Origin of the sequence: Tabrizicola sp., from assembly GCF_022842145.1 — a bacterium.
Classification (GTDB): Bacteria; Pseudomonadota; Alphaproteobacteria; order Rhodobacterales; family Rhodobacteraceae; genus Tabrizicola.
The window spans coordinates 320,879-334,526 of record NZ_JALHQD010000002.1 but is presented as its reverse complement, the minus strand read 5'-3'; the positions used below and the strand labels follow the sequence as shown (position 1 = coordinate 334,526).

Annotated in this window: 14 protein-coding genes; 4 read left to right on the top strand and 10 right to left on the bottom strand. The window is 64.2% G+C overall.

The genetic code is table 11. From position 1 onward, the window contains the following. Positions 1-42 precede the first annotated feature (42 nt). Positions 43-1,470, top strand: a complete 1,428-nt coding sequence (locus Q0C42_RS06740; RefSeq protein ID WP_295073793.1) for an amidase — start codon at positions 43-45, stop codon at positions 1,468-1,470. Positions 1,471-1,503: 33 nt separating this feature from the next. Further along, complete coding sequence (locus Q0C42_RS06735; RefSeq protein WP_295073790.1) at positions 1,504-2,214, top strand: acylneuraminate cytidylyltransferase family protein; 711 nt, start codon at positions 1,504-1,506, stop codon at positions 2,212-2,214. Here Q0C42_RS06735 and Q0C42_RS06730 read toward each other — a convergent pair. The 9 genes from Q0C42_RS06730 to Q0C42_RS06690 all read right to left on the bottom strand — a co-directional run bounded on the left by Q0C42_RS06730 (position 2,204) and on the right by Q0C42_RS06690 (position 11,752). Next, on the bottom strand, positions 2,204-3,475 hold the full coding sequence (locus tag Q0C42_RS06730) for a glycosyltransferase N-terminal domain-containing protein (protein WP_295073787.1): 1,272 nt from the start codon (positions 3,473-3,475) through the stop codon (positions 2,204-2,206). The two genes, Q0C42_RS06735 and Q0C42_RS06730, sit on opposite strands and share 11 nt — an antisense overlap. Beyond that, the gene (locus tag Q0C42_RS06725; RefSeq protein WP_295073784.1) at positions 3,472-4,713 is read right to left on the bottom strand and encodes a glycosyltransferase N-terminal domain-containing protein; all 1,242 of its coding nucleotides are present in this window, start codon (positions 4,711-4,713) and stop codon (positions 3,472-3,474) included. Before Q0C42_RS06725 ends, Q0C42_RS06730 begins: the two co-directional genes overlap by 4 nt. After that, positions 4,706-5,821 (bottom strand): UDP-N-acetylglucosamine 2-epimerase, encoded by a 1,116-nt coding sequence (neuC, locus tag Q0C42_RS06720; protein ID WP_295073781.1) that lies wholly within the window; start codon positions 5,819-5,821, stop codon positions 4,706-4,708. The genes Q0C42_RS06725 and neuC overlap by 8 nt, the downstream gene beginning before the upstream one ends. 63 nt (positions 5,822-5,884) lie before the next feature. Continuing rightward, entirely contained in the window at positions 5,885-7,045 is a 1,161-nt protein-coding gene (locus tag Q0C42_RS06715; RefSeq protein ID WP_295073778.1) for a rhamnan synthesis F family protein, read from the bottom strand. A gap of 294 nt (positions 7,046-7,339) precedes the next feature. After that, complete coding sequence (locus tag Q0C42_RS06710) at positions 7,340-8,485, bottom strand: rhamnan synthesis F family protein (protein WP_295073775.1); 1,146 nt, start codon at positions 8,483-8,485, stop codon at positions 7,340-7,342. Continuing rightward, positions 8,482-9,510, bottom strand: a complete 1,029-nt coding sequence (locus Q0C42_RS06705; protein ID WP_295073772.1) for an N-acetylneuraminate synthase family protein — start codon at positions 9,508-9,510, stop codon at positions 8,482-8,484. The genes Q0C42_RS06710 and Q0C42_RS06705 overlap by 4 nt, the downstream gene beginning before the upstream one ends. 48 nt (positions 9,511-9,558) lie before the next feature. Then, positions 9,559-10,116 carry an RNA 2',3'-cyclic phosphodiesterase gene (thpR, locus tag Q0C42_RS06700; RefSeq protein WP_295073770.1) on the bottom strand — a complete coding sequence of 186 codons (558 nt, stop codon included), beginning with the start codon at positions 10,114-10,116 and terminating at the stop codon, positions 9,559-9,561. Continuing rightward, positions 10,113-11,255, bottom strand: a complete 1,143-nt coding sequence (locus Q0C42_RS06695) for an acetoin utilization protein AcuC (RefSeq protein ID WP_295073767.1) — start codon at positions 11,253-11,255, stop codon at positions 10,113-10,115. The genes thpR and Q0C42_RS06695 overlap by 4 nt, the downstream gene beginning before the upstream one ends. Next, the gene (locus Q0C42_RS06690) at positions 11,252-11,752 is read right to left on the bottom strand and encodes a glutathione peroxidase (RefSeq protein ID WP_295074330.1); all 501 of its coding nucleotides are present in this window, start codon (positions 11,750-11,752) and stop codon (positions 11,252-11,254) included. Before Q0C42_RS06690 ends, Q0C42_RS06695 begins: the two co-directional genes overlap by 4 nt. A 181-nt stretch (positions 11,753-11,933) precedes the next feature. Between Q0C42_RS06690 and Q0C42_RS06685 the strand changes: the two genes are divergently transcribed. Continuing rightward, positions 11,934-12,476 carry an NUDIX hydrolase gene (locus Q0C42_RS06685; RefSeq protein WP_295073765.1) on the top strand — a complete coding sequence of 181 codons (543 nt, stop codon included), beginning with the start codon at positions 11,934-11,936 and terminating at the stop codon, positions 12,474-12,476. A gap of 51 nt (positions 12,477-12,527) precedes the next feature. Continuing rightward, positions 12,528-12,953 (top strand): DUF1178 family protein, encoded by a 426-nt coding sequence (locus tag Q0C42_RS06680; protein ID WP_295074329.1) that lies wholly within the window; start codon positions 12,528-12,530, stop codon positions 12,951-12,953. 170 nt (positions 12,954-13,123) lie between these two features. On the opposite strand, the gene Q0C42_RS06675 is transcribed toward Q0C42_RS06680, so the two are convergent. Further along, positions 13,124-13,621, bottom strand: a complete 498-nt coding sequence (locus Q0C42_RS06675; RefSeq protein WP_295073763.1) for a winged helix DNA-binding protein — start codon at positions 13,619-13,621, stop codon at positions 13,124-13,126. Positions 13,622-13,648: the final 27 nt, after the last annotated feature.

Here is a 13,648-nt window from a genome sequence, read left to right as displayed (position 1 = left end):
GTTTCACACCCCCCGCACCCCCCGTGGGATATTTGTGCAAAGATGAAAGACGTACTGGAGTGGTCGGCGACAGAGCTTTCGGTGGCGATCCATGCCCGAAAGGTCGCGCCATCCGAGATAATGGCAGCCTGGCTCGAGCAGGTTCAGGCGGTGAATCCCGCGGTGAACGCCATCGTCAGCCTGCGCGACCCCGACGCGCTGATGGCCGAGACACGGGAACTGGACGACGTGACGCCGCAGGGCTGGCTGCACGGGATTCCCTTTGCCGTGAAGGACCTGGTGGCGACGAAAGGTGTCCGCACCACTTGGGGCTCGCCGCTTTTCGCCAACCATGTGCCAACGAAGGACGATCTCGTCGCAGCACGGCTGCGGGCCGCCGGTGCTGTGATCGCGGCCAAGACCAACGTGCCGGAATGGGGCCAGGGGTCGCACTCCTTCAACCCGGTGTTCGGGGTGACGCGCAACCCCTATGACCTGTCGCGCGGGGCTGGTGGTTCGTCCGGCGGTGCGGCGGCGGCGCTGGCGACACGTATGGCCTGGGTGGCGGACGGGTCGGACATGATGGGGTCGTTGCGCAACCCCGCCGCCTTCTGCAACGTCTACGGCTTCCGCCCGACCTGGGGACTGGTCCCGCAGGAGGCCGAGGGCGACAGCTACCTTTCCACCCTGTCCACCGAAGGCCCGATGGCCCGCACGGTCGAAGACGTGGAGCGGCTGCTGATGGTGCTGGCGGGCGAGAACCCCGAGGTTCCCTTCCCCCGCGCGGCGCCGGACCTGCTGTCGGGTCTGGACCGCGGGATCAAGGGAAAGCGGATCGGCTGGCTGGGCGACTGGGGCGGCGCCTATGCGATGGAGCCGGGGATCCTGGACCTTTGCCAGGCGGCCCTGCGGCAGATGGAGGAAATGGGAGCGGTGGTCGAACCCCTGCCCCCGCCCTTCCCGTCCGAAAAGCTTTGGTCCGCTTGGGTCACCCTGCGGGCGATGCTGAACGCAGGCGGCAAGCGCGCCCTGGCCGAGGACCCGGCCAAGCGCGCCCTGACCAAACCCGAGACGATCTGGGAGATCGAGCAGGGCCTGGGGCTGTCGGCGCAGGCCGTCTATGAAGCCAGCGTGATCCGCAGCCGCTGGCATGCCCATGCCGCACGGCTGTTCGACCGGTATGACGCCCTTATCCTGCCCTCGGCCCAGGTCTGGCCCTTCCCAGCCGACTGGCGCTGGCCGGAAGAGATCGCCGGACGCAAGATGGACACCTATCACCGCTGGATGGAGGTGGTCATTCCCGCAAGCCTGATCGGGTTGCCGGCGCTGTCCGTCCCCGTCGGGTTTGGGGCGAACGGACTGCCGATGGGGATGCAGATCATCGGCCGCTCCGGCGAGGACGCCAAGGTGCTGGCAATCGGCCAGGCCTGGCACCGCGCGACCGAATGGCCGCAGCGCCGGCCACCGCCGCTGGCATCGCCGCCGCCATAGCGCTAAGGCTTTTGCCAAAAGGGGAGGCAGTGCATGATCCTGGGTCATATTGGGGCGCGCAAGGGGTCGAAGGGCGTGCCGGGCAAGAACTTCCGCCCGCTCTGCGGCAAGCCGTTGATCGACTGGTCGCTGGACCAGCTTTTCGCCAATCCGCGGGTCGGGGCGGTGGTCGTATCGACGGATGACGAGGCGATCTACGCCCACGCCGTCAAGCGCGGCGCATTGGACATCGGCCTGCGACCGGCCGAACTGGCGACCGATACCGCGCCGAAATGGGGGGTCTGGCAACATGCCCTTTCCGCCAGCGAGGCGCTTGCTGGCCCGGTGTCGGCCTTCCTCGACCTTGATTGCACCTCCCCTCTGCGGCTGCCCGAGGACATCGACGGCGCGCTGACACTTTACGAAATCGAACATCCCGACATGGTTATGAGCGTCTGTGAGGCGCGAAAGAATCCCTATTTCAACCTTGTGGAACCAGACGCGTCCGGCGCATTGCATGTGTCAAAGCCGCTGCCCGGTGGTGTCTGGGCGCGACAGGACGCGCCGACCGTCTATGAACACGTGGGGATGGTTTACGTGGTTCAGCCCGACTACCTGCGGACGGCCAAGACGATCTACGAGGGCCGGGTGATTCCTTACGTCCTGCCCGCCGAGCGGTGCCATGACATCGACACGCCCTATGACTTCCGGCTGGTCGAATTCCTGCTGTCCGAGCAGCTGAAGGACGGCCTGGTCAAGGCCTGAGCAAAGGCGCAATGGCCGCGAGTGTCCTGACCGTGGCCCCGGAATGGGCGGCAACAAAAGCGGTGATCGCTTCGGGGCTTGGGTCGGGCCAGTCCAGAACATCCCTTACCAGCCGGTCGGCGGTGGTCTGGTGGCAGACGCCTGCCGCAATCGCCTCCACCGCCGGATATTCGATGGTCTGGATGTGCGGGCCGACCAGAACCGGCAGCTCAAGCGCCAGCGGCTCGATGATGTTGTGCGACCCCTTGGGCTGGAAACCGCCCCCAACCACGACGCGGTCCGCCAGGCCCAGGTAGAAGTACATCTCACCCAGGGAATCCCCCAGGAGGACGTCCATGGGCGCCACGGACTGGGGCGCAAACTTGCGGTCCAGCCGTTGACTGCGGCGCGCGAAAAGGATGCCCTTGTCGGTCATGGCCTTGGCCACCTCCGCGAAGCGTTCCGGTGCGCGGGGAATGAAAAGGATGATCGGCGGCGTGCGGACGGACAGGATTTCCTGCGCTGCGGCCAGGAATAGCGGCTCTTCAGGTTCCGTGACCGAGGCGAAGGCGATCACCCGACGCGGTCCAAGCTGCGGTCGCAGGCGCGCGGCTGCGGCCAACTGTTCGGCCGGGATCGGCTGGTCGAAGCGCAACTCGCCGGTCACGGTGATGTTTCGCACCCCCACCGACGCAAAGCGTTGCGCTTGCAGGTCGGACTTCACGAAGGCCCCGGCAAAGCCCCGCATCAGGGCCGGTCGGATACCGAAGCGGGCGTCGCGGGCCATCGAATCCGTGGGATACTGCGCATTGCACATGTAAAGCGGCACCCGCGCATGGGCAGAGGCAAAGATCATCCGCGGCCAGATCTCGATCTCCATCACCAGACCAAGCTTGGGCCGGAAAGCCTTGAAGAACCGGGCGTAAGCCCATGACGTCTCCAGCGGCACCCAGACGGACATCAGCTTTCCCGCAGCAATTTCAGCCGCGAAGACCTTTTCGGCCTCGCGGCGTCCGGCCGGGGTGAAAAGCGTGACGACGACCGTCTCCCCTTTTTCCAGAAGCGCGCGGATCAGGGGCACAGCCGAGCGCAGCTCGCCCAATGACACGGCATGGACCCAGACCGATCCTGCAAGCCCCCTTGGATAGCGGCCGAAGCGTTCGCCCAGATGCTGCGCGTAAAGCCGGTCCTTGCGGCCCCGGCGCCACAGATAGAGCAGCACAAAGGGCAGCCCGATGTGCCAAAGCAGTGACCACAGGCGGAGGAAAGCCCAAAGCCTCATGCCAGCCCCCCCAGCGCCAGAAGCTGCGCTGCAAGGGGGGCAAGCGAGCCTTGTGCCGCGTCCGACACCGCCTGGCTGCGGGCCGCCATCGCCGAATGATCCTCTTCCAGCGCTGGGGAAAGGCTGTCGGGCATCACCAGCCGGGCGGCGGCGGCTTCGTGCAGGGCCTGGAAGTCGGCGGCAAAGTTCGCGGTGCGCGGGCCATGCAGCACGGCCGAGCCCAAGGCCGCCGGCTCCCACGGATTATGGCCCTCGGTCGCGCCAAAGGTGCCGCCGATCACCGAGACGGGACATAGCCGGTACCAAAGCCCCATCTCGCCCAGAGTGTCGGCAATCCAGACATCCGCCGTTGGCCCCTGCCCCAGGCTGCGGCGCGTCGCGGTCATCTGGTGTTCGGCGACACGGGCGGCAATCTCGGCACCGCGTGAGGGATCACGCGGCGCGATGATCAGAAGCGGCTTGGGCTGCAAGGTCCGGAACGCGGAGAGCGTCACGAATTCATCCTCGTGGTGCGAGGATGCCAGGAGGACCGGGCGCCGGCCCACCAGGGCCTCGCGCATCGACGCAAGCGCCCGTGGGTCGACGGCCAATGGCGGGGCTGCGGCCTTGAGGGAACCAGCCACTGTTACACCCTTGGCACCAAGCGCCTGCAGGTTGCGGGCAGTCGCTTCGTCCTGTGCGGTGATCAGGCGGAACTTGCCAAAAAGATCGGCATAAAGTCCCCGCCACCGCCGCCGGCGGGCATAGGCCTCGGCATTCATCCGGGCGTTCACCAGCGCCAGCGGAATTCCCCGCGCGTCGGATTGATGAACTGCACCGGGCCAGATGTCCTGCTCGGCCCATATCGACAGATCGGGGCGCCAATGGTCCAGGAAGCGCGCAATATAGTTGGGGGCGTCCAGCGGCAGGAACTGGTGGCGGGTCCGGGGCGGCAGGTTCCGCGCCAGCACCTCGGCAGAGCCGCGGGTGGTCGAGGTGACCAGGAACTCCGCCGAAGACGGCTCGGCCAGTGCGGCGATCAATCCGCGCAGCGCCAGCACCTCGCCCAGACCCACGGCGTGCAACCAGATCAGCGGACCCTCTGGCCGGGGCAGCGAAGCCTCCCCCAGCTTCTCGCGCCAGCGGTCGGGAAGCTCTTTCCCGCGGGCAAGGCGTCGGGCCAGAAGCCCCGGCGCGACCAGCGGGACAAGGCGCGAGGCCGCAAGATAGGTTGCCAGCGGAAGGGAGGGCCTAGTCACGGAACGCCTTCTGCAGGCTGGACGTCCAGAACTCCGGCCTCGCCAGCGTCTCGACAAAGCGCTCGGCCGCACTCCCCTGGCCGAAACCGTCATGCGGGGTCGCCTGACGCCCCCAGTGCGTCTGCAGAAAGCCCAGGATCGTGGCCCGATCCGCGGCCTCGCACGCCGTGACCGAGGGTGCATCGGACCGGTTCGACTGCCGCGTCCCGATGTCCAGCGACGGCAGGCCCAGGAAAGGCGCCTCGCGCACCCCGGCGCTGGAGTTTCCGACCATGCAGGCCGCGTTCTTCATCAACTCGCTGAAATGGGCGAAGCGCATCGAGGGCAGGACCCGGAACCGGGATCTCGGCAGCGTCTCAAGCACCCGGAAGATGGCTTTCGACCCCGGATCGTTGTTCGGCGCGATCACCACGAAGCTGCGCGCCGAGGCCTCCAGAGCCCCGAACAGGTCCGCCGCCTGCCGCCCGATGCTGTCCTGCTCGCTGGTCACCGGGTGAAAGGTGACGATGCCATACTGGTCGAACGGGATCTCGTAGCGCGCGCGCACCTCGTCCAGCGTGACGCCCGAGGGCCGGGCATGGAAGTCCAGTTCCGGCGAGCCGATGGGGTGAATCGTTTCCTCCGGCTCCCCCAGCGCGCGCACCCGGCGACCGGCGGCCTCGGACGAGACGAAGTGGTGCGTGCAAAGCTTGGTGTTGCAGTGCCGGAAGACCTCGTCGATGGTCCCCGAGACCTCCCCGCCCTCGACATGGGCCGAGCGGACATAGTTCGTCGCCGCCACCAATGCCCCCGCCAGCGCCTCGATCCGGTCACCGTGCAGGACGATCAGGTCGGGCTTCACCGCGTTCACATAAGTCGAGAAACCCGTGACGGTTCGCGCGAGAACCAGATCCTGCGGATCGCCCTCGGCCTGGTTGACGTACTCCTCCACCCCGACCCCCGGCATCCGCCGCACTTCGTTCCGGGTCAGGCCGTAGCGGTCCATCATGTGCATGCCGGTGACGAAGAAGGTCACCCGGTGGCCTGCATCCCTTGCGGCGGCGGCCAGGGGTTCCAGCTTGCCGAAGTCGGCTCGGGTACCGGTGAGGAAGAGGAGGTGGCGGGTCATGCGGCAGTCATGACGCGGGAGGGGACAGCTGGCAAGGGTTGCCGCCGACCAGAGTTAGCTCTGTCACCGTCTTGGCCGCGGACAGATAATCGACCCCTCCTGCCCCTTTGGCGATACCCAAATGCCCACAGCTGCTGCAATCTCGGCCCGGACGACCTCGTCAAGCGGAGCGATCACGCCCCGCGCTTCAAGTTCCAACAGCTTCTGCCGGGCAAAATGAAAAGGTAAGTCGCGCCCCTTCTTGGCAAAGCCAAGCCCACCATAGACCATTGCCGGCATCACGAACGAGCTAGAGAGTCCGAATGGTGTCGTGTTGGAAAGACATTGATACGCCCAAACGACATAGTCCCGATGCCAGGCTTCGCCACGATCGGCAGTTCTTCGAATTGCATCGGCGTTTTGCATTCGAATTTGAAAGCCATCAACAGTGTGCTCCAATATCTGTGCGAGTTCCTGATCACTGCGACTTTGCAAACAATCTACTAACCATTCGCGCCCCATCATTGCCTTCACAGTCCACCCGCCTCGGATAGCAAATTGCGAAAAGCCTTTCTCGCCAGAGCGGATGGTTGTAGCGCGATGATCTGACATTCGGTAGCGCAGCCAAAACCGTCGGAAGTCGTCCGAAACGACGAACTTCCTAGAGATTATCAACAAATGGGACTCGATGTGGTCCTGCAGACCCTTGTGGCGTTCTTCCATCTTAAAGATATGTCCTGACAGATCGGCATCCAGCGCCTCCATGCGGGCCAGACTGTCGTCATCGCGACGCAGCGGGAACCAGGTGCTGTCGTTCATTAGGACCAGCAGAGACAGATCGTGGTTCAACGACCAAAGATACCGAATGCCGTCGCGGTAGGCTCCAAAGTCGTAGCCGACATTGGGACGCTCCATCACCGCGGCTGAGTGAGCGGCCAGGGTTTCGCGGTCTTCAGACTGTAGTGGTCCGTTTGACACGACGAGAACGGAGTAATTATTGCGCCGGAGATGCTCCAATGTGATCAGAATCGAACCAGTCAGTCCTTTGGGTTGATAGACCACGAAGACAGTAACGCGGTCTGTTAGTGGCAGCTTGCCCTTCGTGACCAGCTGGCGCCATCGCGCAGTGAGGTCGTAGATCGGTTTGCGGATCGGGTCATGGAACCAGCGACTTGTGAAAAGTACGGCCTTAACCCGGATTCGTTCCAGTTCGCGCCTGACCTTCCAGGCCGAAGGCAATGCCATGCCCTACCTCCCTGCGACTATCGTCAGGGAAGACTGACCGAAAACAGATTGGCAAGCTCTTGCCGCGGCATTTCCGATCCGCAAATGCATCTTGGACCGAGTATCAACAAGCTTAACCATCTTAATCACCACCGAGTACCGGATCAACTTCGCAGGCGACGGTTTACTGTTCTGCACGGATTACACAAGCTCAAGCTGTCGTCTTTGGCACCAACTGCCCGAGCGGCCTCTGACTTGCGCGGAAAAGTGCCAAACCAACCCTGGCAAACCATTTGTCGAAGCTTCTCTCGTCAATCAGTGGGAGGCAAGCAATTCACCCCGCACGCTTGCCTGAAGCTCGGACAACACAGTCGAGCTTGGTCTGGGCAGGTCTTCGGATCCAACGGCCCGAAGATACTGCTCACGGCTCTTGAGATGCAACATCCCGTAACTCCGACCAAGGATCGTCCCAGAGGTCTTTTTCAGGAATGGCACATTCAAGAGCATGACTGAAGCATAACAGAAGGATGCGTGAAAGTGCCTTCTCCTGCTAACAGCCGCAACATGTGCCAACGCTCGCCGGCGCCACATTTCATCCGTACCGAAATCTGCCAGAATCATGGCTCCCTCTTTCTCGAAGAGAGGATCGGTGTATGCAGCGTAAGTTAGGGTTTTGCGGAGAAATTCCGCCGACTGAGACTGGAGGCAAGATAGCATGTCGGACCGAGTCAGGACACAGCCAACGGATTGGCCAGATTCCTCCAGCACCCGCGAGAACCGACGTTCCCCGGCATAAACCGCGTTGAACTTCAGGTTCGACATCGGAAAGTAGGTCCAGAATTGGGTGAAGGCTTGGCTTTTGTAGCACTCGCTACTGATGAGATAGAAGAAGGATTCGATGTAATCCTTGTATCGGCTTGATCGCGGTGCTTTGCCTTGGTCCCCCTCCTGCAGGATCGCTCCCGTCAAACCAAAACCCGTTGCCTCCATGCGTTCTATGAGAGTGTCAGCATCGTTCAGCGGATACCAAATGCTGTCGTTCAGGATGATCAGAAAGCGGGGAGCCACCCCGCTATCTCTTAAATGAAGAATTCCGTCCCGGTAGCCGCCGAAATCGTAGCCATAGTTGGGTCGCAGAAGGATCGCCCAAGTCTCCGGTGCCAAAATGCGCAGGTCGGCTTCGGTCGCGGGGGCATTACAGACGACCAGAGGCGCATAGCCCTTGGCGCGAAGATGGGCGCAGGTCTTCAGAAGCGACGCGGCAAAGCCTTTGGGCTGGTAGGTCAGCACGAGAGCAATGCGATCCGTCAGGGGGACTCCCCCCTGGTGCACCTTGACCACACTGGTGCGCTTGCGGTCATAAGCGCGCTGAATCAGGGGTTCGTAGAGCTTGCCAACTGCCGCACGCAGGCGCTGAGAGGCCCGGTCAAGCTCCCGCCTGATCTTCCAGCCGGGGATCACCCTAGATCACTCCACTTCAGCTGCGTATTTCGCGTCACCGCCCGGGTCAGCCGCTTCCCCACCACCTTGTCGAAGTCATAGGCCGCAATCTCTCCGCTGCCGGGGCGGCGGGCCCAGATGTCGGCCTCCTGAATCACATGGCCCTCGGGCAGGTCCTTGTCGGCCACCACGGACCCGCGGGCGAAGCGGTAGACGTCCTCTTCGGGTGCGGACCGCTGTTTGGGGTTGTTGGCGGCAATCCATATCTCTTTGGACCGGTCGATCAGGAACCGCAGTTCCGCCGGGTCCATCGAGTTGATGATGTCCGGCCCCTTGCGGTAGCGGGTGTCGGTGTAGTGCCGTTCCAGGATGCAGGCCCCCAGCGCGACCGAGGCCAGCGCCATCTCGGGGCCGATGGAATGGTCGGAAAAGCCGACGACGGCTTTCGGGAAGGCATTCCGAAGGTCGGTCACGCCGCGCAGGCTGACGATCTCGGCCGGGCTTGGATAGAGGTTGGTGCATTCCAGCAGGGCGTATTCCACCCCCGCCTTGTCCAGGATGTCGACCGAAGCGCGAATGGTTTCGATCGTCTGCATCCCCGTCGACAGGATCACCGGCTTGCCCTTGCGCGCGATGTGGCGGATGAGCGGAATGTTGTCGGCCTCACCCGATCCGATCTTGTAGGCGGGGACATCCTGCGTCTCCAGCCAGTCGGCGGCGGCCCGGCTGAAGGGCGTCGAGATCCAGATCAGCCCCAGGCTTTCGGTGTACCGCTTCATCTCGGCCTCTTCGTCCAAGGTCAGCGCGCAGCGTTCCATGACGTGCCAGATCGAGACATCGGCGTTGGGCGGGAAGATCGACTTCGCCTCCTCGGTCATCTCGTCTTCGATGATGTGGGTCTGGTGCTTGATCATCTCGCAGCCCGCCCCGGCAGCCAGCCGCACCATCTCCTTGGCCACAGCCAGATCACCGCCGTGATTGATACCGATATCGGCGATGACAAGCGGCGGATGGTTCGGGCCGATCTCGCGGTGAGCTATCTTCATGGACGTCTCCCTAGTTGCGATCCGTGGTGCGTCAGGGCGTGTCGCCTGTCAAGATGAAGCAATCGGGGTCAGCGGGTAGCGCGCAAGCACCTCGTACTGTGGGCCATTGCCGGTCAGGTGGCTCCGCCACAGGGTCAGCTCGGTCACCTCCCAGGGCTCGGTGCGAAAACCCTGCCCCAGCGCCACGGCACGTTCCAGCCGCATCGCATCGACCGGCGGCGGAGGCGGGAACCGACCCAAGGTCACGTGGGGCAGGAACTTGCGCGCGTCGACCGGGCAGCCGGCGCGGCGGGCAATGGTCTCGACCTTGGCCTGAAGGTGCATCAGGTCGGCTGAAGCGGCCACCCCGGCCCAGGCGACCCTTGGCTTGTCCTTGCCAAAGAGCCCAAGCCCTTCAAGCGCCAGTGAAAAGCGGCCCTGCCTTAACGCCTCGAACTCCTCATGCGCGGCCTCAAGCGCGATCTCGGGGCAGTTGCCCAGGAAGACCAGGGTCAGGTGCAGGTTCTCGGGTTCGACCTTTCGCGGCAGCGGCAGCAGGAACTGCTGGACCTGCAAGGCGCCGCGCACGGCCTGCGGCAGGGCAAGACCAAGGAAGGCCCGGATCATCTTTGTGCCAGCCGGGCCAGTCGGCTGCGGATCTCATCTCGCACCGGACCCTCGCGCGGGTCGTCGAGAAGAGTGGTCCGCATCCGGGGGCCAGGGTCGGGACGCCCCCCTCCGCCCCAGCCAAGGCCCTCCAGCACCGCTTGCGCCACCTCCGGCAGTCGGTCCGGCAACGCGCGGCCCGCAAGGGTGCCCCAGATCGCCGTCCAAAGCCGCCCGACGGACCACGGGTTGTAGCCGCCGCCGCCCAGGACCAGCACGCGCGGGGCCATCGGCAAAAGCGCGCGCACCGCCTCCAGATAGGCGCGGTTCGTCAGGGCGAGGCGCGACAGCGGGTCCTCCAGCAGGCTGTCCGCGCCGCATTGCAGGACAAGCGCTTCGGGGCGAAACTCCTCGACCCGCGGCAGGATCAGGTCGTGCAGTACCGCCCGGGCCTCGCTGTCGTTGTAGCCCCTCGGGACCGGCAGGTTGAATGCGCTACCACCGGCGCTGTCCCCCAGAAGCCCGGTGAAAGGCCAGCGGCCTTCCTCGTGCACCGAGATCATCCGCACCTGCGGGTCTCCGGCAAAGGCAAGCTCCACCCCGTCCGAGTGGTGCGCATCAAGGTCGACGTAAGCGATGCGCGTCAGCCCCGCGCGCTGCAGGACCTTGATCCCCAGTACAACGTCGTTGAGGTAGCAAAACCCGTTCGCCTGCCCCGGCAGGCCATGATGCGTACCGCCGCCGGGGACGTGGATCACCCCCGGCGTCGCGGCCAGAAGTTCGGCCGCCAGCATCACGCCGCCCGCCCCCGTCGCGGGGCGGCGGTAGACCTCGGGGAAGATCGGGTTCGACAGCGTGCCAAGGTGAAAGCGCCGCCGCATCTCATCGGTCGCTTCGCCCATCATCTCGGCGGCCTGCAGCGCGGCGATGTAGGCAGGCTCGTGCCAGAGTGCCAAAGCTGCAGGCTTGGCGCGCGGGCTGGTGCGAAACCGGTCCGGCGGCAGCCAGCCCAAGGCGCGGGCCAGGTCCATCACGGTCGACACCCTTGGCACCCGCAAGGGATGGCGCTGACCATAGGAGGACCCTCGGTAGATATCCGAGCCGATGAAAAGGGGGGAAGCCAGCCCCACCGCAGAGACGGGCGGGGGGCCGGCGATCATTCCAGCATGGCCTCGATCCGGCCGGCGATCTCGGGACCTTCCGGCCTGACGGGGGCGCCGAACGTCCCCGCGATGGTGCCATCCGGCGCGAGAAGCACCTTGTTGAAGTTCCAGCCGGGCGCGAACCCGGTCTCGGCCTGCACCCATGCATAGAACGGATGGGCTCCGGCGCCTTTCACCGGGGTGATCTCTGTCATCGGCAGGGTTAGGTCGAAAGTCATGGCGCAGTATTCCTTGACCGCCGCCTCGTCGGCAAGCTCCTGGTCGAAATCGTTCGACGGGACGGCCAGGATCAGCGCGCTGTCGCCAAACCGCTCGTGCAGGTCCTGCAATGCGTCGAACTGGCCGGCAAAGCCGCAAAGTGAGGCGGTGTTGACCACCAGCACGGGCTTGCCGCGCCAGTCGTCCAGGTCGATCTCGCCCCCGTCGATCGAAGCAAAGCGGAACCCCTCGGCCGCCAGGGCTGACGTTCCCAGCAGGGTAAGCGCGCTTGCCATCAGAAACCGGATCACACCATCCCCCTTTTGCATCATTTCCATGCGAGGTCAGATAATCCGACTGCAGACTGCGTCAATTTTCCGGAACTTTTTTCCAATTCGCGCCATTTATATGCGATAGTGCGTATCGAGGACTAGGGCAGCGGCCAGATCCGGGAAACGGGCGGCCAGGGTGACTGGAATGGGTTGGCAAGACAAGAGTGCGGTGCAGGGCACCGACAAGGGCGGCACACGGATGCAGTACGGGGCGCTTTGCTGGCGTGCAGTTGCAACCGGCGTCGAAGTGCTGCTGATCACCAGCCGGGATACCGGGCGCTGGGTGATCCCCAAAGGCTGGCCGATGCCGGGCCTTGCGCCCGAAGCCGCCGCCGCCCAGGAAGCCTGGGAAGAGGCGGGGGTTCAGGGCACGATGAACCCGCTCTGCATCGGGCGCTATGGCTATCAGAAATGCCTTTCACCCGAGGCGAGCGTGCCTTGCGCGGTCGCGGTCTATGGCCTGCGGGTCGACGAGCTGGCCAAGACCTTCCCCGAGGTGAAGGAACGCCGCCGCAAATGGTTCCCCTTGGCCGAGGCCGCGACGCTGGTGGCCGAGCCCGAGCTTGCCACGATCATCGGACAGTTTCTGCCGCCGCTTCAGGGACGACCGGGGCCCATCGCGGGGGATGATGACGATGATCCTGCTCCTGCGGCTGGCCAGAAGCCCGGCAGGCGCAAGGGCCATTGATCTTTCGCGGCGAGTGTTAGCTAACCGGGTTCCGGAATGGGACTGCACAAGATGATCCGATACAGCCTGAAATGCGGGGCCGGTCACGGCTTTGACAGCTGGTTCAAGAACGCCGAGGGTTTCCAGGCGCTGCTGGCGGCTGGGCAAGTTGAATGTCCGGTCTGCGGCCTGGCCGAGGTCGAGAAGGAATTGATGGCCCCCGCCGTCCGCCCGGCCCGCAAATCGGCTGCCAGGCCGGACCTGTCGGCGCCGGGTTCCGAGATGGAAGAAAAGCTTGCCGCGCTGAAAAAGCAGATCGAGGAGAACTCGGAATACGTCGGCATGAATTTCGCGGCAGAGGCCCGGAAGATCCATGCGGGTGATGCAACCGAGCGCGCGATCCACGGCGAGGCAAAGCCGGACGAGGCGCGCGCGATGATTGAAGAGGGGTTGCCGGTCGCCCCGCTGCCCTTCCTGCCCGCCCGGAAGGTGAACTGAGGGGTTGGACTTAGAACCATGTCCACGGTGGACAAGCGCCGCGAGCCATATCAGATCAATGACTTGATCGCGGACGTGAAGGATTTGGTAAGGATTTTACCAAGGCTGCAAGACGGGCACCGCACCCTTTGGCCCGACCGCAGCAGCCCCGCAGCGATCTGACCGCTGTGTCAGTAGATATAGCGGATCTGTTCGGTCCAGAACCGCTCCATCCGCTTGAGGGACATGTTGATCTCGTCCATCCCCGAGGCATCGATCAACCCGCGCTGTTCCATCCCGTCCGCGTGCCGGGCGAAAAGGTCTGCGATGACGCCGCGCACATGCCTCCCCTGTTCCGTCAACCGGACCCGCACCGAGCGGCGGTCGATCTCGGACCGCTGGTGGTGCATGTAGCCCAGTTCGACCAGCTTCTTCAGGTTGTAGCTGACGTTCGAGCCCTGGTAGTAGCCGCGCGATTTCAACTCGCCCGCCGTTACCTCGTTCTCGCCGATGTTGAACAGGAGAAGCGCCTGAACCGAGTTGATCTCCAGGATGTTCAGCCGTTCGAATTCATCCTTGATCACGTCAAGAAGCAGGCGATGCAGCCGCTCCACCAGGGCAAGGTTGTCGAGGTAGCAGGACAGGAACGCCTTTTGCGATCCGTCCAGTACCGGGGCATACATTGTCATACCGTTTCTCCACCGTTCGCACGGGGA